Source organism: Mucilaginibacter sp. GW821-FHT07G05, assembly GCF_059418565.1.
Genome location: NZ_JBWKQC010000008.1, coordinates 270,989 through 290,823 on the forward strand (window position 1 = coordinate 270,989; position 19,835 = coordinate 290,823).

Sequence of the window (19,835 nt, forward strand, 5' to 3'; positions counted from 1 at the left end):
TAGATGCTTCGTACCTCAGCATGACAAGGTTGTATAATGCAGACCGGCGATTACAAAAATACCGGCCTATCCAATTTTATAGCAATACGGTAAGCTGCGTTCATCAACCCTACGTGACTATATGCCTGCGGAAAGTTACCCCATTGGCTGCCGGTTGCTTCGTCAACATCTTCGCTGAAGAGGAGCAGGTGGTTACAATATTTCATGAGGTTTTCAAACTCGCGCATGGCATCATCCATACGGCCTACGCAGGCCAGGGCTTCTACATACCAAAAGGCACATATAAGGAACGTAGTTTTCGGTTTGCCAAAATCATCGGCGTGCAGATAGCGGTAAAACAGGCCATTCGGGGTTTTTAATTCCTTTTCTAACGCCGCCAAATGGTCTTTCGCTTTTTGTGATGCCGGGTCGAGGTAGTTCATCATGATAAGCTGCAAGGTACTGGCATCCAAATGCGGACTATTGGCCGCGTTGGTATATACCTTCCGTTCCGGATCGTAACAGCTTTCAATATGCGCTGCCGCACGGTCGCGTAATGAATTGGCGCGGTCTACCAGTTCCTGGTTACCTATGGTTAAGGCCATTTTAGCAGCGGCATTACAGCCCGCCCACTGGAACAGGTTGCTATAACAATGCACGTTAGCCATGTTACGGAACTCCCATATCCCGGCATCTTTTTCATCAATGGTGCGCTCAATTTTACCCAACAGCGATTCAATCCACCGTACCGAATCTTTGCGCTCGGTAAATACAAAGCGGTGATCGGTATACAACGGCAGCAGCGATATCAGCACCTGCCCGTAAATATCATTCTGGATGTGCTCGTAAGCCTGGTTGCCCACACGTACGGGCTTGTTGCCAAGGTAGCCATCGAGGTGATCCATAATTACCTCAACCAAGTCCTTTTTACCGGTAATGCCATACAGCGGCTGATAACGAAAATCTTCACCATCTGAGAAAGATATATCGGCCACATAGCCAAAATAGCGTTCCATTTCCTCAAAGTGACCTATGTGGTTTAGCGAAGTAAGCACGTAATAGGTATCGCGCAGCCAACAGTAGCGGTAATCCCAGTTGCGCTCGCTTTTATCGTATTCGGGCAGGCTGGTGGTACTGGCGGCTATAATAGCCCCGGTATCTTCAAACTGGTGAATTTTTAAAACCAAGGCCGAGCGAATCACATATTTTTGGAAATACCCGGCAATGGCCGAATGCTTGATCCATAAGCGCCAGTACTCGGTAGTGGCTCGTAAAAAGCGTTCGGCGGTACTTACCAGCGGCGCTTCCAGCGGATCGCCGTAGGACAGCAGCAAATATTTTGGTTCGCTTATTTGAAAGTATTGTTCATCTATTACATAACTCACCGGTATGTTGGTGGTAAGGCGCATGGTTTCGTCGCAGCCGGCGTAATCAATGTGGTTGCTGCCCGGTCTGGCTTTTTGTTTACGCCTGCCGTAATCACATACCGGCTCGCACTTTACACGGATGCGTGGCAAGCCCTCAATCGCTTCAATTTTACGGATCAGCATCAGCGGCTTAAAGTAGCGCTCGTACTGGTAAAAGCGGGGCGCAAAGTCGGTAATGCGGTACGTGCCCGATTCGCAGGTGATCTCGGTGCAAATTACATTAGTATTTTCGAGATAGTACTGATGCGATGTATATTCTCCTTCGGGGAGGATAGAGAACTCGCCGCCTTTTTCGGTATCCAGCAGGCTGCCGAAAACGAAGGTGCTATCGAAGCGAGGCCAGCAAAGCCAGGCGATATTAGTGTTTTTATGTACGTGGGCCAAAAAAGCGCAATTGCCAATAAGACCGGTTTGATAGGTGTGTTTTTCCATAAGCAGTAGCAGCATATTGCCTTACCGCTTATAAAATCAAATGGGAGGTGTTTTTTGTTTTAGGTGGAAGTGATTTAGTGTGTTTTACCACAAGGGAACGAATTTTTACCGCGGAGTTAGCAGAGGTTTACGCGGAGGACACAGAGTTGTGTTTTGAGGATTGAGTTAGAGGATAGGAGAGAGACTATATAAGACATCCGAAGTTTTTAAAACTTCGGATGTCTGAAAATCAAAAAATCGGTGGAATCACCCTATCATAATCTGTGAAATCCAAAAAGAAATAAATCCCACCAATCAATCAAATCCTAAAAATCAAGGTTAAAATTCAGCGTTTTTCGGGAACCTTGGGAAAGGGATCACATCGCGGATGTTGCCCATGCCGGTTACGAAAAGCACTAAACGCTCAAAACCCAAACCAAAACCGGCATGCGGACAAGCGCCAAACCTGCGGGTATCCAAATACCACCACAGCTCATCTTTCGGGATGCCTATCTCGTCCATACGTTGTTCCAGTTTGTCTAAGCGTTCTTCACGCTGCGAGCCGCCTACAATTTCGCCTATGCCCGGGAAAAGGATATCCATAGCGGCAACGGTTTTACCATCGTCGTTTTGGCGCATGTAGAACGATTTTATTTCTTTAGGGTAGTCGGTTAAAATTACCGGTTTTTTAAAGTGTTTCTCTACCAGGTAACGCTCATGTTCCGATTGCAGATCGGTTCCCCAGCCTTCAACAGGGTATTGGAACTTCTTCTTTTTGTTCGGTGTCGATTCCTTTAATATATCGATAGCCTCGGTATAAGTAAGGCGCTCAAAGTTGTTATCAAGACAAAATTGCAGCTTCTCCAGCAAGGTCATTTCCTGGCGTTCGTTCTGCGGCTTTTGCTTGTCCTCTTCCTGCAAACGCTGACTTAGAAATTCAATATCCTCTTTGTTTTTATCCAGCGCATAGCTGATCACGTATTTCAGCAAATCTTCGGCAACGTTCATGTTGTCGGTAATATCGGCAAATGCCATTTCCGGCTCAATCATCCAAAACTCGGCCAAGTGGCGGGTAGTGTTTGAGTTTTCGGCACGAAAGGTTGGTCCGAATGTGTAGATATCGCTCAATGCCATAGCGCCCAGCTCACCTTCCAGCTGACCGGATACGGTAAGGTTGGTAGCGCGGCCAAAGAAATCTTGTTTGTAATCAACCTCGCCGCTTTCGGTACGTGGCGGGTTGGCAATATCAAAGTTGGTAACGTGAAAAGTTTCGCCCGCGCCCTCGGCATCCGAAGCCGTAATAACCGGCGTATGCAGGTACACAAAACCGCGATCCTGAAAAAACTGGTGAATAGCGAAAGACAAGCTGTTACGCACTCTGAAAATAGCGCCGAAAGTATTGGTACGAAAACGCAGGTGCGCTATCTCGCGTAAAAACTCAAGACTATGCTTTTTAGGTTGCAGCGGGTATTTCTCCGGGTCGCTGTCGCCCAGTACTTCAATTTCCTTGGCTTTTATATCAATTTTTTGGCCTTTACCTAATGATGGCACTACCGTACCGGTTACGCTTAAAGCCGCGCCCGTGGTAATGCGTTTTAATAAAGCGGCATCGGTATTTTCAAAGTCAACAACAATTTGTACGTTATTATTGGTTGAACCATCATTTAAAGCAATAAACTGATTATTACGAAAGGTGCGTACCCATCCTTTAACTGTTACATCAATGTTGGTTTCATCGCTCTCCAACAACGCTTTAATTTTAATTCGCTGGCTCATATAAATTATATTATTCGAGCGGCAAAAATACAATTATTTAGGTAATGCTACCCTGAATTTCCCTTTTGAAATATTTATATAAAAGGAGTACATAGCCTGTATGGGTGTACGCATCGGTACAAAGCTCAAATTAAAGTCGCCTGTTATAATGTTATTGGCCTTATCGTAATTGGTAACGGTTATCCAGTTATCGGCTGTATTGTCAGCCCAATAATTGGCAACAATTACATCTTGTCCAACGGTAACATAATAAAGGGCATTGGTATTATTCAGGCTGTATTTTCCTTTACCGGTAAACTTAATGCGGATATTCATGTGTTGTTCGCCATGGCCTGCGTACACGTTAAGTGAATCATTATAAAAAACAGCTGTTGGCTTTCCAAACCAGGTAGAGTCGCCTTGCTTGCCGGCCAAATAAAATTCAGCGCCGGGAGGTAAGCAGCAGTCAATTATTTCTTTTTCTTTAGTACAGGCAGTAATAGCTAACGTAGCCAAAAGTAATAGCAGGGTAACAGGTTTTTTCATTGGGGTTGGTGTTTTTAATAGTTACGTGTAGATATGCGCCAACGCTACAACCAATTGCAATTATTTAACAACGCTAATTTACATAAGCTATACCTGTTAATACCGGCAGATTGTATAAGTTTGTTGTCCGTTTTAATATTTTAAATAATGAACCCAAGGCTAAGCTTATTTTTAGGGATATTGTTCATCGCATTCTCCCCCATATTTGTAAGGCTTGCCCATGCCCCGGCGCTTACCTCCGCCTTTTACCGCATGTTTTTTGCCTGGCTGCTTTTGATGCCTTATTGCCTGTACAAAGGCCTGTTGAAAATAGACCGGAAAGACATCGGCGTAGCCATATTAAGCGGTATCATCTTCGCGGCAGATATATCGGTGTGGAATATATCCATCCTCAAAATAAGCGCTACGGTATCAACCTTGCTGGCCAACCTGGCCCCGGTTTGGGTAGGCTTATTGAGCCTCATTATTTTAAAGAAAAGATCGGGCTGGTTGTTTTGGTTGGGGACAGCTGTGGCCATAGTGGGTATGGTAGTACTGGTGGGTTATCAAAACATTATGCACTTGCAGGTTAACATTGGTGTGCTGCTGGCAGTACTGGCCAGTTTCTTTTACGCCTGTTATATATTGCTCACCAAAAATGTGCTGCAAAGGGTTAATACCCTTACGTTTATGTTTTACAGCATGCTAAGCTCTATTGTTGTGCTGTTTATTTTTAATCTTTTTCAGGGGAACAACCTCGTCGCTTTTTCGGCAGCTACCTGGTTTTATTTTGTTGCCACAGGCGTGGTTTGCCAGTTATTGGGGTGGTTAACCATTAACTACGCTATTAAACATTTGCCGTCAACTAACGTATCTATTACGCTGCTTAGCCAAACGGTGTTTACCGGTTTACTGGCGGTTTGGCTGCTGCACGAAAAGCTGGGCCTTACCGAAATAATAGGCAGCGTTATTGTGCTTGGCGGCATAGCAATTACATTTTTAAAGCCCTCATCATCAAATAAAATTGTAAATTGACTTATGCAATGTTAATGGCAATGGATGAATTGCCCTACCTTTGTAAGCGCTTATGATCACAAAATCCACCGTAGACAAGATAATGGAAGCCACCGATATTGCGGAGGTGATAGGGGATTTTGTGCAGTTAAAAAAGCGCGGCGCCAACTACGTAGGCCTGTCGCCGTTCAGTAATGAGCGTACGCCATCGTTCACGGTATCACCGGCTAAGGGCATTTTTAAATGCTTTTCATCGGGCAAGGGTGGTTCGGCGGTTACCTTTTTAATGGAGCTCGAAAAGTTCACCTATCCCGAAGCGCTTAAATGGCTGGCCAAAAAATACGGCATTGAGGTAGAAGAAACGGTAGAAACCAAGGAGAACCTCGAAGAACTGAACCGTCGCGAAAGTTTGATGATCGTGTCGGGCTATGCTGCCAAATTCTTCCAGGAAAGCATGTGGGATACCGACGAGGGCAAGGCCATTGGCCTAAGCTACTTTAAGGAGCGCGGCTTTACTGCCGAAACCATGCGCAAGTTTGAGCTGGGCTACTCGCCCGATCAATGGGAAGCCTTCACCGGGCGTGCCTTACAGGAGGGCTATCAGCAGGAATTTTTAGTAGAAAGCGGGCTTTCGGTAAAACGCGATAACGGTACTTTGTACGACAGGTACCGTGGCCGGGTAATGTTCCCGATACATAGTTTTACTGGCAGGGTGATCGCCTTTGGCGGTCGTACCCTTAAAAGTGATAAAAGCGTACCCAAGTACGTTAACTCGCCCGAATCGGAGATCTACCATAAATCGAATGTGCTTTATGGTTTGTTCTTTGCCAAGAAGGCCATTCGCGATGAGGATAACTGTTACCTGGTAGAAGGTTATGCCGATGTACTATCAGTGCATCAGGCAGGGATAGAAAATGTGGTGGCTTCATCAGGCACCTCGTTAACGGTAGAGCAGATTCGCCTTATTGGCCGCTTAACCAAAAATATAACCATTTTGTACGATGGCGACGCGGCCGGGATAAAAGCATCCTTACGCGGACTCGACCTGATATTGGAAGAAGGCCTCAACGTAAAGGTGGTATCGTTCCCTAACGGGGATGACCCGGATTCGTACGTGCGTAAGGTGGGTACCAATGCCTTTAAAACTCATATAGCAGAAAATCGTAAGGATTTCATCCTGTATAAAACCGATATCCTGCTGAAAGATGCCGGTAACGACCCGATAAAGAGGGCCGAGGTGATCCGAGAGGTGGTAGAAAGTATCGCCAAGATCCCGGATTCTATCAAGGCATCGGTATTTATAAAGGAGTGCAGTTACATCATGCATATTGATGAGCGTGCGCTGCTTTCCGAATTGAATAAAATGAAGCTGGCCAAAGCTAAAAAAGATGGTCAGCAACAAAATAATCAGCAAGGTAATTATCGCAACAACGGTGGCGGCAACAGCTTCGCGCCGGATGCACCGCCCGACGACCTGTTTTTTGATGAGCCGCAGCAGGCCGAACAAAAGGCAGTTAAGGAAGATTATAATCAGGAGAAAGAAATTATCCGCCTGTTGTTACTATACGGCAGCCGCATGATCAATTGGGATGGTATTGCCGATACTTATATCGGTCCGTTTATGATTGCCGAGTTGAGCGATGTGGCCTTTGATAATGCTGCCTGCAAAATATTTGTAGAAGATTACCGTGCGCAGGTGGAGAATGGCGTACTGCCCGAAGATCAGCATTACATACATCATCCCGATAAAGAGGTGGTTGATCTTACCGTAACTTCATTGGCTACCAAGTATATTTTGAGCGAAAACTGGTACGAGATGCACCGCATTGGTGTTAACGACGAGCAATCGAACATGAAGGCGACTATACTGGGCGCTATCTTCCACCTTAAAAAACATAAGGTTGGTAAAATACTGGAGAACCTGCGCAATGAGCTACAGGTTACCCAAAACGAGCACGATCAGGAGATTTTGTTGAACCAGTATGTGCGGATGAAAAAAGTTGAAAAACATATTTCCGATTATTTAGGTTCAGTTATTATTAAATAATGGCGCTTCACCTCGATTTAGGTCGCCGCGGCGAAGCACTGGCAAAAGCGCACCTCGAAAGCCTCGGTTACGAAATACTCGACGAAAACTGGTGCCATGGCAAAGCCGAGGTTGATATTATTGCATATAAAAACGGTACAATTATATTTGCCGAAGTAAAAACCCGCACAGGCACAGGTTTTGGCGAGCCCGAAGATTTTGTGAACGAGCGCAAGCAGCAATTGCTTGCCACCGCCGCCGACGAGTACATTTATATTATGAACCACCAGGGTGAGGTGAGGTTTGATATAATTGCTATCTTGTTTAATAAAAATACAACTTATACGTTAAAGCATATTGAAGATGCCTTTTGGCCGTCTGCCCAATAAACTTATGAAGAAACTAAATATACTGTTAGCCGCGGCTGTGTTATTTGCATGCAGCTGTAGAGACACTAAAAAAACAACCGATCTGAGTATTAGTCCGGATGCAGGTACCAGCTATAATGCAGGCACGCCCGTAAATATCAAAGTAACCTTTCCGGCCGATGCCAAAATAGATTCGGTAGTATACCTGTTAGATTCTGCCCGGATCGCTACCCGTACCGATACACTGGGCGTAACACTTAAAACCGATACCATTCCGCTGGGCACCAAGGTAATTACCGCGCGTATGTTTACCGGTGGTAACAGTTTGGAGGCTTCTACCAATATTGTACTGATGGCTGCCAAAGCGCCCGAAGAATTGACTTTTAAGATAGAAAAAGTATTTCCGCACGATACCAGTTCATACACCGAGGGATTGGAATACCACGATGGTTTTTTGTATGAAAGCGATGGCGGTTATTTAACCCCTCCGCCTAACGAAGAAGTAACTGGGCAATCGAGTCTGCGTAAAACCGATCTGGCTACCGGTAAGGTAGTTCAGCAGGTATTGGTTGATCCGAAAGTGTTTGCCGAAGGCATCACCATCATAGGCGATAAGATCATCCAGCTTACTTACCGCGAAAAGATTGGTTATGTGTACGATTTGAAAACCTTTAAACTGCTCAAAACCTTCAGCTACACAGCCGGTAAAGAAGGCTGGGGCTTATGTTTTGATGGCGAAAAGATTTACAATACCGATAGCGGCAACGTTATTTTACTGTTAGATAAGAACGATTACCACCAGATTGGCAGCATAGCCGTTTATGATAACGAACACCAAATTGATAACGTAAACGAACTGGAATATATCGACGGCAAACTATACGCCAATGTATACACCACCAATGACCTGCTGGTGATTGACCCCAAAACCGGTGCCGTACTGCAACGTGCCGATCTGACCGAACTGTACCCCCAAAACAAACGCAACCTCGAAGCCGACGTACTCAACGGCATAGCCTGGGACGCCAAAGGCAAACGCCTCTTCGTAACCGGCAAAAAGTGGGATAAGTTGTTCCAGATAAAGCTGGTGAAGAAGGGAGTGTAGCGCAATTTGCCATAGCGAGAATTTAATTGTTTTTGGACTTTGAGGGTAAAATGACGATGGCTCACAACCACTGTCATGCTGAGGAACGAAGCATCTATCGCAGATAAGCATACTGAAGAAGATTCTTCAAACGTTCAGAATGACAGTTTTTTAACACCTCATCTCAAGGAACGAAGCAATCTCGTCACGTTCTGTATTTTTTATGTTAAGATAATGCTGTAATTAACGTTAGTCTGCTCTTGGGCGCAGGGCCCCATTACTTTTGAGCTCAAAAGTAACAAAAGCTTGTCCAGCAAAAGGCCTCTTTGCCGCACAGCCCCCACCCTGCAAAACGTGCAGAACTTAGGGCTGGAACTTTTGCCCCCATACGCAAACCCCGCCCTCATGCAACAAGCTCCTATGCCCGCCTTTGCGCTCTTGGCCTCCACAGTTCTGCCCGTTTTCGCCCGAAGCTGTTTGCTGACGTGGAGGAGGCCTCACCTAAATCCTCTCCAAAGGAGAGGACTTTAAAAATAGCCCCACGCTGTCGCGAGTTTAGCAGAGCGTAACTCGTGACTTGTGCATGGCGTAAGCTTTCAGCTTACCGTCCCGAGGGGAATTCTTACAGCACAACTAACAAAAAAGTCCCTGTTCAAAAATTGAAAAGGGACTTTTTTTAAACTCATTATCTGCCTCCCGGAGGGCAATGTTCTTTTAAGTATTGGGTGTACAGCGTGCGCAGGTGCAACGATGTACCCGGCCCTTCTGATATGGAGTGCGTACGGTTAGGGTACGACATCAGCTGGAACTGCTTGTTGTATTTAACCAACTCGTTTATCAATTGCTCGGCATTGTTGTAGTGCACGTTATCGTCGCCGGTACCGTGTATGTACAGCAGGTTACCTTTAAGGTTTTTAGCGTTGCTGATGGGCGACCCTTTTATAAAGTATGAACGGCCTTCGTCGTCGGTTGGTACGCCCATGTAGCGTTCCTGGTAAATGTTATCGTACGTTAACTGGTTACCTACGGCAGCTATGGCTATACCTGTTTTGTAAATTTCAGGGAATTGGAATAGCAGGTTAAGGGTTGATGAACCGCCACCGCTCCAGCCCCAAACGGCTACACGGCTGCTATCGATATAAGGCCACTTCAGGATCTCTTTTGCAGCCATTGCCTGGTCGCGGATGTTGATAACGCCAATGTTGCGGTAAATAGCCTTGCGCCATTCACGGCCGCGGGCTAAAGGCGCGCCACGGTTATCCACAGAGATATAAACATAACCGTCATCGGCCATATTGCCGGTGTACATGCGGTTCATGCCTGCGCCATAAGTATCAGCAGCAGTTTGTGAGGCCGGTTCGCCGTACACGTAAAATACAACAGGGTATTTTTTTGATGGGTCGAAATTGTTAGGTTTTTTAACCCAGCCGGTAATATCAATACCGTCAACCGTTTTCACTGTAAAAAACTCAACAGGGTTCTTTACATCTTTAGCTACCGCGATGGTTTGGCCTGTAAGGTGTTTATGATCGGGCAGACTGATGGTTTCACTTTGGTAAGCGGTATTGGCATTTGAAAAATTATGAATAGCCATTTTACCGTTTGGCGAAAGCGTATAATCGTGCGAACCCAGTTGATCTGCCGGAGTTATACGCTCGGGTTTACCGCCGCTTATTTTAACACGGTACAGGTATTCTTGCGTAGCATTATCCGGCGAAGCCGTGAAATAGATAAAACCTCCCGGCTCATCAATAAGCGATACGCTGATTACATCATAGTTCGCTTTAGTGATCAGGGTTTGCTTGCCTTCGCGGCTAATACGGTAAAGATGTCTCCAGCCGTCTTTCTCGCTCGACCAGATGAACTCCTTGCCTTTGTTAACCCAATCCCAGCCAATGGCTTCGCCTTTAGCATCAATCCAGGCTTTATCGGTTTCGCTATAAATGCCGCGGGTGGTACCGTTTGATACATTGCCGATGAAAATTTTGCATTCATTTTGCGCGCGGTTTAGCTGCTGCAAAATGATCTCGTTAGGGTTGGTAGTGAACTCCATACGAGGAATGTAATGCTGTATGTTATCGCCGGGTACATTAATCCATTGGGTTGCGCCGCCATCAACGCTAACCACACCAATTTTGCATGAACTTGGATCCTGACCGGCAGTAGGGTATTCAACCGGAACATTGAAAGAATACGCGCCGCTATCGGTGGTATTCAGCATCAGGTAATTCTTAATTTTGCGGGCATCAATTTGCCAGTAGGCTATTTTCTTGCTATCCGGCGACCAGCGGAAGCCGTCGCGGCAATCAAACTCTTCCTCGTAAGCCCAGTCGAACGTACCGTTGATCAGTCTTGATGAACCATCGGTAGTCAGCGCTTTTGTTGCGCCGGTTGCCAGGTCTTCCACATAAACATTGTGCTCGCTCACGTAGGCCACCTTGGTGCCATCCGGAGAGAATTTGGCAAACATTAATGACGACGACGGTTTATCTTTACCAATTTGCTTAAGCGTTTTGGCCGTTACATCATATACCCAGTAATCGCCCCGGGTATCATAGCGCCACACCTTTTTGGTATTGGTATTGATCAGCATTTTGGTTGCATCATCAGTAATAGTAAACCTGCGGATGCTGATAGCGCTTTTACCTTGTGGGGTTAATGCTTCCTTACTTACAATTACGGTTTTCTTATCGGCATCGCGCACATCAAACTCTGCAATGCCTCCCTCAAACGAACGGTAGTAGCGATAACCGTCTTTTAACCAATTAGTTCCTCTGCCAAATTGCGCCTGCACATTTTGCGATAACAACGAAAGCAAAAACAACAGTGCCACAACCGGCAAACGATAAATTTTAATGTTCATGTACACGTATTTAATATTGAATTGAAATATTTGATAAAGAAGTAATGCCTCTTTAATTTTTGCGTTAAATTAGCATTTTATACCCTGTTTAATAAATCTGTAATGAAAAAAATACTCATCCTGTTCGCCTGTTCTTTTATGCTTTTTGCCACTACACAAGCACAAAACCCGGGTCGCAACAAGTTTATTACAGATAGTTTGCAAACTTATATTACCCGCGCCCTCACCAACTGGCGCATCCCCGGTGCCTCTGTTTTTATTGTGAAAGATAACCGCATTGTGCTGATGCGCGGCTATGGCATCAAGGAGATGGGGCTGAATAACAAGGTAGATGAAAACACCCTGTTTATGATTGGCAGCAACACCAAAGCCTTTACCGCAACGGCAGTGGCCATGGCTTTTTTAGATAAAAAGCTATCGCTGGATGATAAGGTGACCCGTTTTTTGCCCGATTTTAAACTGGAAAACAAATCCGCTACCGAACTGCTTACCGTGCGCGACCTGCTTTGCCACCGCCTGGGTTTTCAAACCTTTCAGGGCGATTTTTCCTTTTACAACAGCAACCTTACCCGCAGCGAAATTATGACCCGCCTGGGGCAGATGAAGGCTGTTTACCCCTTCCGTACCAAATGGGGCTATACCAATTCGGCATTTTTAACGGCCGGGGAGATCATACCCAAAGTGGCCGACCAAAACTGGGACATCTACCTGAAAGAAAAGATATTCGCCCCGCTGGGCATGGGTAATACCCTTGGCCTGAGCGTGGCTATGCCCAAATCAATTAACCGTACCGTACCGCATACCATTGCCGATGGCAGGCTGATTGCCATACCATACGCTAACATCGACAACATGGCGCCTGCGGGATCCATCAGTTCAACCGCGAGCGACATGGGTAAGTGGGTAATGGCTTTATTAAATAATGGCAAGGTGGGCGCTAAACAGGTATTGCCTAACGCGGCCATACAGGCTACCCGCCAACCGCAGGATATTGTTGGCGAAAACGAGAACGGCGAATTCCTGCTGTATGGCCTCGGCTGGATAGTACAAAACTATCATGGCCATAAGGTAATTTGGCATACCGGCGGGGTGAGCGGTTTTGTATCGTCGGTAACGTTGGTACCCGATCAAAACCTGGGTATAGTTATTTTAACCAATACCGACCAAAACAACCTGATTGAAACCCTTAACTGGAACGTGATAGATGCTTACCTGAACCTGCCATACCGCGACTACAGCGGCATATCGCTCAACGAGTTTAAAACCTACAAGGCAGCCGAACTGGCAGCCGATAAAAAACTCCGCGACAGCGTATTGCTCAACCCGCGCCCGGCATTATCAACCAACAACTACGAAGGCAAATACAATAACCCATTATACGGCAACCTCACTGTAGAAAAAGGTGAGAATAATGACCTTAATATCCGTTTTGAGCATCACCCCAAAATGTTCGCGAAGCTGCAACCATTAGGCGGCAACCGTTTCTACGTCACCTTCAGCGACCCTGTTTTCGGCAAAGCCATATTCCCTTTCAACGTGCAAAATGGCAAAGTAACAGGTGTACGGGTTAAAGTAGCCGACTTTGTGGAAGAAGGCGCTTACGAGTTTAAGAAGATGTAGTTTTGGGGAGAAGCGAGAGTTAAGATTCAGGAGGCAAGATAAAAGTGTTCACATGTTGGACTGATGATTTTAATCGGCCCCATAAATGATTTTTATTATCATCACTATCACAAAAACAACAATGCCTAAATAAAATATCTGGCTGCCGTTTTTTCGGTCGGCGGCACTGTAGGCATATACACTGCTGCCATTGGGCAGGGTGCGTTTATGATTGGCTAAATACCAGCCTATAAAAATACCTATTGCCCCGCCAAGCGCAGCTGTTATATAACCTACTATTACCAGGCCTCTTTGTGATGGCGCGGGTTTACTTAGTTCGGCTAAGCGTTTATTAGTAAGCTCTGTCAATACGGCCTCACTTACATCAAAGCCACGGTCTGCTAAAATTTTACGGGCAAGTTGCTGATCAAAATTGCTCCATTCATCATTTTTCGCAATCACGTCTGTTAGTTCTTCATCGGTAAAACCAAATAAGTAATGATCGGGCTCCACTTCGTTCACGTATAAAGCCTCGGTCTTGTTAACAGCTTGCTCGGCCTTTGTAAAATCGGCAGGGGCAATTTTAACCAGGTACTCTTTAGCTAATTCGCTGTTAAACTTAAACGACGGATCAAAGCTCAATTCATCAACCTCAACAATAAATTCAATGCTATTTTGCTTCAACACTTCGGTTAATTGCCCGGCCAAAGCTTCGTCGTTAAATTTTTTAAAGGTTAAAAATTCAGTTGCCATCATTAGTTTTTTGAAGTTTCAAGCGCCTGTCTCAATTTATCAGTTTTTTCCCACTCTTCATGGGTAAGTATGCTGAGCTTGCTGTTAAGGCAATCCCAGGTCGATACATATTTCTCTGATATTACCGAACATGTTTTCCAGGTAGTAAAGCGCTGGTAAAGCAGCAAGGTGCAAACATCCGTTACTGTCATAAACTCATCTTTACCTTTTATATGCGAGTGCACCACTCCTAAAATAGCTTTACTGCTGTCTGTTTTGCTGCCGTAGTCAGCTACGATAATGCTGTTGTGTAATTTAGTGACGCCGCTTACCTCATCTTTCTTGTTAAAATTGATCAGGTAATCATTACCAAAAAGCACCACCCCGCTCACATGCGGACCGGTTAACACATAAACCTTTTTAATACCATTGTAAATAAAGGGTACAGGGTTTAAACTGGCATTATTGTAAAACTTAAAAACGGTATCGGTATTTATGGTTTTCATGGCCGCGGCACGCAAAATATAAAGCTCCTTTTCACTTTTGGTAAGCGCCCTGCGGGTAGTGTCGAGCTTATAATTCTGTTTAGGGTCGTAACTGTAATCAAACGTAGTGGTAGCCAAAACAACAGGTTCGGCATCTTTAGAGTAGAATACGTTTACCAGCCCCTTGCCATTATCGTACGATAGATAGCCCGCCTGCTTGCCGGCCTTGTCAGCACACTGCGCGGTAAAAATATCGGTACCGTACCACGATGCCCATTCGCTGCGGTAAAGCGCTTCGCCCTCTTTTTGTATAGCATCGGCGGTTTTCACTAAATCGGGCTTTTGAGCAAATGCACTGCAACAGCAGCAACACACAATTAGCAGGAAAAATGATCTCAACATAAGGCAACAATATGATATGGTTCAGGAACATAACGGATGCGCATCCGTTCGCTAAAAATAGCTTTTATCAGCAATATTTACCACGGTTATACAATTTTAATATGTTTATACCGACTAAAGCTTACTTGAAAATCAGTGCCTGTACTCCGTTGGTTCCGGCAGCCCTGCTATTCACTCATACGCCTGCAGGCATTGGGCGCATGGCCGGTATGCGTTACTATCAGGTTTAATTGGGAATGGCAGGGATGTGCTTACTTGCATTGGGTCATCCTGAGCTTGTCGAAGGATCGCGCGCAGAGGCCTTCGCCCACGCACCCTTCGACAAGCTCAGGGTGACAGGCCATGAATGAATGTCACTGAAACCCCGAACCTCAAATCCCAAACCTGAAAAACCTCATTTCCCAGCCATATAATCCAGCGTTAAATTACACAGGGCTTTTACACCGAGGCCGAAGCCGCTTTCGTCGAGGTAAAAATCGGGAGTGTGGTGCGATGGGGCTATTGCAGGGTTCGTGCCTTTGGGCATTCCACCTAAAAAGAAGAATAGGCCGGGTACTTTCTCCTGGAAAAAGCTAAAATCTTCGGCGCCGGTTACAGGCGGCCTTAGCATTACATTCTCTTTTCCGGCGGTGGCTTGCAGGGTAGGCAGCATTTTAGCGGTAAGGGCTATATCGTTAAATGTTACGGGGTAATGGTTACTGAAAGGTATTTTCACTTCGGCAGTCGCGCCCTGCGCTTCGGCTGTTTTGATGGCTATGCGCCTCACGTTTTCGGTCACCAGTTTTTCGTCGCCTGCGGTAAAATAGCGCAGCGTGCCCAGCATCTCTACATTTTCGGGAATGATATTGAAGCGTGTTCCGCCCTTGATTACGCCCACGGTTACCACGGCAGGGTTTTCGGTAACATCTACATTACGGCTTACAACGGTTTGCAGGTTATTGATAATTTGAGCCGATACCACTATCGGATCGATACTTTGCCACGGATATGCTCCATGCGATGATTTACCTTTTACAATGATCTGCATATCGCTTACACCAGCCATTGTCCCGCCCGGGCGGTAGGTGATTTTACCCACCTCAATAGCCGAATTAATGTGCAAGCCGAATATCACATCAACCTTGGGATTCTCTAAAACGCTCTGTTTTACCATCTCTTCGGCTCCGCCTTTCTCACCTCGCGGCGTGCCTTCTTCGGCCGGTTGAAATATAAATTTCACGGTGCCATGCAGGTCTTTCTTCATGGCAGAGAGTATTTCGGCCACGCCCATCAGTATGGCCATGTGCGAATCGTGCCCGCAGGCATGCATTACGCCAACATCCTGTCCATTATATTGTGTAGTAACTTTTGATGCGAAGGGTATATTAACCCGTTCGGTAACCGGCAAGCCATCCATATCGGCACGTAAGGCCACCACTGGTCCCGGTTTGCCGCCTTTTAAAATACCAACCACACCGGTTGTAGCCACGCCAGTTTTTACCTCTATACCCAAACTTTCGAGATGTTTGGCAATAATGGCGGAGGTTCGTGTTTCGCGGTTACCTAATTCGGGATGTTCGTGAAAGTCGCGGCGCCAGGCTACCAGTTTGGGTTGCAAGGCATCGGCTTTTTTAGCTATTGAAGTTCGTATAGCATCGGTTTGCGCTAATGCCGAAAGAGAGAAGAGTGAAAAGAGAAGGAAAGGCAGCTTTTTCATGCGGTATGTTTTGCCTAAATATAAATAGTTTAGGTAAAACATACCGCACATGTATTTATTGATCAGCTATTATTTATAGCTTAAAAGGTCGATAGTAAATGACAATGGTGAATTTGCAGGTATTTTTCCACTTCCGCTGCTTCCATACGCCAACCCTGAAGGTATAAGCAATAAAATACGGCCACCTGCTTTAACGTAAGGAATACCAATCTGCCATCCTTTTATTAGTGCTGATAATGGAGATGTATAACCGGTACCCTTGTCGAATATAGTGCCATTTAATAATTTGCCCGAATAATTTACGCTAACGGTTGATGATGAAGTTGGGTTGCCACCTGCGCCTTGAGTAATTACCTGGTAATAAATGCCATTATCATCTTTGGTGGCATTTATTTTAGCCGCTTTGGTAGTATCGTTATAGGTTTTTATATAAGCCTGTATCGTAGCATCATCTATTGCAGGTTGATTGGGATTAGCAGAGCTGCTTTTATCTTTTTTACAGGCTGATAATGAAGCGATAGCAACAAGAAGTACTAAAAGGTATTTTTTCATTTTTTTATATGTCAGTTAATTAATTGCAAAAGTATCAATAATAAGGATAACGTTGATGCAAGGCAAAGTGCTACAGCCAAACATAAAAAAAGGAAGCTTTGCGGCTTCCCTTATATGTATAATACTGATTACTAAACAGTAGTATTGATGCTTAATTCTTTCAATTGCGCGTCAGAAATGGTTGACGGTGAATCGATCATTACATCGCGGCCCGAATTGTTCTTAGGGAAAGCGATCACGTCTCGGATAGAATCCAGTCCGGCGAAGATAGAGCATAACCTGTCGAAACCGAAAGCGATACCACCATGCGGAGGAGCGCCATACTCAAAGGCATCCAGCAGGAAGCCGAATTGTTTTTGCGCCTCTTCAGGCGAAAAGCCCAGGTGTTTGAACATTAACGATTGCAAACCCTTTTCGTGGATACGGATAGAACCACCGCCAATTTCGGTGCCGTTGATCACCAGATCGTAAGCATTGGCACGCACATTACCCGGATCGGTATCCAACATCGCGATATCCTCCGGCTTAGGTGAAGTGAACGGATGGTGCATGGCATGGTAACGGCCGCTTTCCTCATCCCACTCCAGCAGCGGGAAATCAACCACCCACAGCGGCGCGAAAGTATCTTTATTACGTAAACCTAAACGGCCGCCAATTTCCAGACGCAACTCGTTCAATTGCTTACGCACCTTGTCGGTTTGGCCGGCAAGTATCAGTATCAAATCGCCCGGTTCTGCCTCAAAAGTGGCAGCCCAGGTGGTTAGTTCGTCTTCGTTGTAAAATTTATCTACTGATGATTTTAAAGTGCCATCGGTATTGTAACGGCAATATATTAAACCGGTTGCGCCAATTTGCGGGCGTTTAAGCCACTCGGTAAGTTCGTCAATTTGCTTGCGGGTGTATTCGGCACAGCCTTTAGCGTTAATACCTACCACCAGTTCGGCATTGTCAAAAATGCTGAAGTTTTTGCCTTTAACAACATTGTTCAGTTCAACAAACGGCATCCCGAAACGCACATCCGGTTTATCCGATCCGTATAAACGCATGGCATCAGCGTATTGCATACGAGGGAAATCGCCCAGCTCGATACCTTTTACAGTGTTGAACAGGTGACGGGTTAAACCCTCAAAAATATTCAGGATATCTTCTTGCGTAATAAACGAAAGTTCACAGTCGATCTGCGTAAACTCCGGCTGACGATCGGCACGCAGATCCTCATCCCTGAAGCATTTCACTATCTGGAAATAACGGTCGAACCCGCTCACCATCAGCAATTGCTTAAAGGTTTGCGGAGATTGCGGCAGGGCGTAAAATTCACCGGCATTCATGCGGCTTGGCACCACAAAATCGCGCGCGCCTTCGGGGGTTGATTTGATCAATACCGGGGTTTCTACCTCGATGAAGTTCAGGGCATCAAGATACTTGCGCACTTCCTGACCCATTTTATGGCGTAAAACCAAATTATTACGGATAGGGTTACGACGAAGATCGAGATAACGGTATTTAGCGCGAAGTTCTTCGCCACCGTCTGTTTCATCTTCAATCAAAAACGGCGGAATTTTGGCCGCGTTCAATATTTCCAGTTCATGCACGGCAATTTCAACTTCGCCGGTAGAGATCTTCAGGTTTTTGTTTGAGCGCTCAAGTACCTTGCCGCTCACCTTTATAACAAACTCACGCCCAAGCTCACGGCCCTTTTCGCGCAGTGATGCATCGGTATCGGTATTTAATACCAGTTGGGTTAAACCGTAACGGTCGCGCACATCAATAAAGGTAGTGCCCCCAAGGTCGCGCGATTTTTGTACCCATCCGCATAAAGTAACGGATTGGCCTAAATGGCTGATATTTAATTCGCCGCAGGTATGTGTTCGTAGCATATCAAGTTTTTATAAAAGTTCGCAAAAGTACATTTTTTAGGTGGAAAGGAGAAAGCTTAAAGCGGAAAGATGAAAGCTTAAAAGAGAAGAAGGGGTGAAAGATGAAAGCTTAAGGGTGAAAGCCAAAAGGTTGTGATTTGCAACCCGTTAAAACCATGTTTACAACTTGTTGTTATATAAAGCATGAAACTTAGCCGCGCCTCTCTCATACTATCGTTTTTGCTATTTTGCTTTGCTTATACCGCTCATGCACAGAACGCTGCGCTGCCGCATGGTATGGTATACGGCACACAGCCTGATACCGCTGTGATGATGGATGCCCCAAAACTGCGGGAATTTATGGGTAAGAAAACGCGTATTACCACCGCCATTAAGGGCAAGGTAATTAAGGTGACCAAAGCCAAAGGCGGCTGGTTTGAACTGGATGCAGGGAACGGCGAAATAATTACCGCGCATTTTTCTCGCGGCGGCATCAATTTGCCCCTCAACATAAAAGATCGCGTGGTCATCATCGATGGTGTAGCCAAAAAGAACTTTATCGCCGATGATGAGCAGCATTTTGCCGGGGATACCACCACCTACAAAACGCAGAGTAAAGAACTTCCGCGGATTAGTTTTGAGGTGAAGGGTTTGATGGTTTATCAATAAAAGCGGGATACTTGTCATTGCTGCAAGTTTAATTCTTTTTGCACTTTGAAGGTAACATGACGATGGCTCACACCCTCCATCCACTGTCATGCTGAGGAACGAAGCATCTATCGCAGATAAGCATAGCGAAGAAGATTCTTTAAACGTTCAGAATAACAGTTTTTGATACGTTATAGGTAGATACGAAGTAATCTCTACGTAGGCTGTGCTTATGCTATGATTAACGTTGGTCTGCTCATTGCCGCAGCGGCTATTACTTTTGTCGCCACAAAAAAACAAAAAGGCTTGTCCAGCAAAAGGCTTCTTTGCCGCACAAGGCCATTGCCCTGCCTTTGGTCTTATTAATATCTTTTAAGGCTAATTACTATTGTTGAAATGGGGGATCCAAGGGG

The 19,835-nt window shown here is 45.5% G+C and carries 15 protein-coding genes; 6 read left to right on the forward strand and 9 right to left on the reverse strand.

Going from position 1 to position 19,835, the window contains the following annotated elements:
- Positions 1–50: 50 nt before the first annotated feature.
- The 3 genes from AC07NA_RS20190 to AC07NA_RS20200 form a co-directional block, all read right to left on the reverse strand.
- Positions 51–1,838 carry a glycoside hydrolase family 15 protein gene (locus AC07NA_RS20190; protein ID WP_345211661.1) on the reverse strand — a complete coding sequence of 596 codons (1,788 nt, stop codon included), beginning with the start codon at positions 1,836–1,838 and terminating at the stop codon, positions 51–53.
- A gap of 318 nt (positions 1,839–2,156) precedes the next feature.
- A complete protein-coding gene (gene asnS / locus AC07NA_RS20195) occupies positions 2,157–3,593 on the reverse strand; it encodes an asparagine--tRNA ligase (protein ID WP_345211662.1) in 1,437 nt (478 codons plus the stop codon).
- Between the two features lie 33 nt (positions 3,594–3,626).
- Positions 3,627–4,118, reverse strand: coding sequence for a DUF6252 domain-containing protein (locus AC07NA_RS20200; RefSeq protein ID WP_494899313.1), 492 nt, complete (start codon positions 4,116–4,118; stop codon positions 3,627–3,629).
- A 147-nt stretch (positions 4,119–4,265) separates the two neighbouring features.
- Here AC07NA_RS20200 and AC07NA_RS20205 point away from each other — a divergent pair, with 147 nt between their 5' ends.
- The 4 genes from AC07NA_RS20205 to AC07NA_RS20220 are packed head-to-tail and all read left to right on the forward strand — an operon-like array spanning position 4,266 to position 8,610.
- Positions 4,266–5,132 carry a DMT family transporter gene (locus AC07NA_RS20205; RefSeq protein ID WP_494899314.1) on the forward strand — a complete coding sequence of 289 codons (867 nt, stop codon included), beginning with the start codon at positions 4,266–4,268 and terminating at the stop codon, positions 5,130–5,132.
- A gap of 52 nt (positions 5,133–5,184) precedes the next feature.
- Positions 5,185–7,158: a DNA primase gene (gene dnaG, locus AC07NA_RS20210; protein ID WP_494899315.1), complete on the forward strand. Its 1,974-nt coding sequence runs from the start codon at positions 5,185–5,187 to the stop codon at positions 7,156–7,158.
- Positions 7,158–7,526 carry a YraN family protein gene (locus AC07NA_RS20215; RefSeq protein ID WP_494899316.1) on the forward strand — a complete coding sequence of 123 codons (369 nt, stop codon included), beginning with the start codon at positions 7,158–7,160 and terminating at the stop codon, positions 7,524–7,526. The genes dnaG and AC07NA_RS20215 overlap by 1 nt, the downstream gene beginning before the upstream one ends.
- Positions 7,527–7,530: 4 nt before the next feature.
- Positions 7,531–8,610, forward strand: coding sequence for a glutaminyl-peptide cyclotransferase (locus AC07NA_RS20220; RefSeq protein WP_345211667.1), 1,080 nt, complete (start codon positions 7,531–7,533; stop codon positions 8,608–8,610).
- 664 nt (positions 8,611–9,274) lie between these two features.
- On the opposite strand, the gene AC07NA_RS20225 is transcribed toward AC07NA_RS20220, so the two are convergent.
- Complete coding sequence (locus tag AC07NA_RS20225) at positions 9,275–11,452, reverse strand: S9 family peptidase (protein WP_494899317.1); 2,178 nt, start codon at positions 11,450–11,452, stop codon at positions 9,275–9,277.
- A 102-nt stretch (positions 11,453–11,554) separates the two neighbouring features.
- Between AC07NA_RS20225 and AC07NA_RS20230 the strand changes: the two genes are divergently transcribed.
- Positions 11,555–13,072: a serine hydrolase gene (locus tag AC07NA_RS20230; protein WP_494899318.1), complete on the forward strand. Its 1,518-nt coding sequence runs from the start codon at positions 11,555–11,557 to the stop codon at positions 13,070–13,072.
- Between the two features lie 69 nt (positions 13,073–13,141).
- On the opposite strand, the gene AC07NA_RS20235 is transcribed toward AC07NA_RS20230, so the two are convergent.
- From AC07NA_RS20235 to aspS, 5 genes are all read right to left on the reverse strand, one after another.
- Positions 13,142–13,807: a hypothetical protein gene (locus AC07NA_RS20235; RefSeq protein WP_494899319.1), complete on the reverse strand. Its 666-nt coding sequence runs from the start codon at positions 13,805–13,807 to the stop codon at positions 13,142–13,144.
- A complete protein-coding gene (locus tag AC07NA_RS20240) occupies positions 13,807–14,598 on the reverse strand; it encodes a hypothetical protein (protein ID WP_494899320.1) in 792 nt (263 codons plus the stop codon). The genes AC07NA_RS20235 and AC07NA_RS20240 overlap by 1 nt, the downstream gene beginning before the upstream one ends.
- A gap of 466 nt (positions 14,599–15,064) precedes the next feature.
- The gene (locus tag AC07NA_RS20245; RefSeq protein ID WP_494899321.1) at positions 15,065–16,366 is read right to left on the reverse strand and encodes an amidohydrolase; all 1,302 of its coding nucleotides are present in this window, start codon (positions 16,364–16,366) and stop codon (positions 15,065–15,067) included.
- A 69-nt stretch (positions 16,367–16,435) separates the two neighbouring features.
- Positions 16,436–16,918, reverse strand: a complete 483-nt coding sequence (locus AC07NA_RS20250; protein ID WP_494899322.1) for an FKBP-type peptidyl-prolyl cis-trans isomerase — start codon at positions 16,916–16,918, stop codon at positions 16,436–16,438.
- 131 nt (positions 16,919–17,049) lie between these two features.
- Positions 17,050–18,795, reverse strand: coding sequence for an aspartate--tRNA ligase (gene aspS, locus AC07NA_RS20255; RefSeq protein ID WP_494899323.1), 1,746 nt, complete (start codon positions 18,793–18,795; stop codon positions 17,050–17,052).
- A gap of 183 nt (positions 18,796–18,978) precedes the next feature.
- On the opposite strand from aspS, the gene AC07NA_RS20260 reads away from it, so the two are divergent.
- Complete coding sequence (locus AC07NA_RS20260; protein ID WP_494899324.1) at positions 18,979–19,443, forward strand: DUF4920 domain-containing protein; 465 nt, start codon at positions 18,979–18,981, stop codon at positions 19,441–19,443.
- Positions 19,444–19,835: the final 392 nt, after the last annotated feature.

Coding starts and splice junctions, on each gene's coding strand:
- AC07NA_RS20190 (WP_345211661.1), bottom strand. CDS start 1,838: ATGGAAAAACACACCTATCAAACCGGTCTTATTGGCAATTGCGCTTTT.
- asnS (WP_345211662.1), bottom strand. CDS start 3,593: ATGAGCCAGCGAATTAAAATTAAAGCGTTGTTGGAGAGCGATGAAACC.
- AC07NA_RS20200 (WP_494899313.1), bottom strand. CDS start 4,118: ATGAAAAAACCTGTTACCCTGCTATTACTTTTGGCTACGTTAGCTATT.
- AC07NA_RS20205 (WP_494899314.1), top strand. CDS start 4,266: ATGAACCCAAGGCTAAGCTTATTTTTAGGGATATTGTTCATCGCATTC.
- dnaG (WP_494899315.1), top strand. CDS start 5,185: ATGATCACAAAATCCACCGTAGACAAGATAATGGAAGCCACCGATATT.
- AC07NA_RS20215 (WP_494899316.1), top strand. CDS start 7,158: ATGGCGCTTCACCTCGATTTAGGTCGCCGCGGCGAAGCACTGGCAAAA.
- AC07NA_RS20220 (WP_345211667.1), top strand. CDS start 7,531: ATGAAGAAACTAAATATACTGTTAGCCGCGGCTGTGTTATTTGCATGC.
- AC07NA_RS20225 (WP_494899317.1), bottom strand. CDS start 11,452: ATGAACATTAAAATTTATCGTTTGCCGGTTGTGGCACTGTTGTTTTTG.
- AC07NA_RS20230 (WP_494899318.1), top strand. CDS start 11,555: ATGAAAAAAATACTCATCCTGTTCGCCTGTTCTTTTATGCTTTTTGCC.
- AC07NA_RS20235 (WP_494899319.1), bottom strand. CDS start 13,807: ATGATGGCAACTGAATTTTTAACCTTTAAAAAATTTAACGACGAAGCT.
- AC07NA_RS20245 (WP_494899321.1), bottom strand. CDS start 16,366: ATGAAAAAGCTGCCTTTCCTTCTCTTTTCACTCTTCTCTCTTTCGGCA.
- AC07NA_RS20250 (WP_494899322.1), bottom strand. CDS start 16,918: ATGAAAAAATACCTTTTAGTACTTCTTGTTGCTATCGCTTCATTATCA.
- aspS (WP_494899323.1), bottom strand. CDS start 18,795: ATGCTACGAACACATACCTGCGGCGAATTAAATATCAGCCATTTAGGC.
- AC07NA_RS20260 (WP_494899324.1), top strand. CDS start 18,979: ATGAAACTTAGCCGCGCCTCTCTCATACTATCGTTTTTGCTATTTTGC.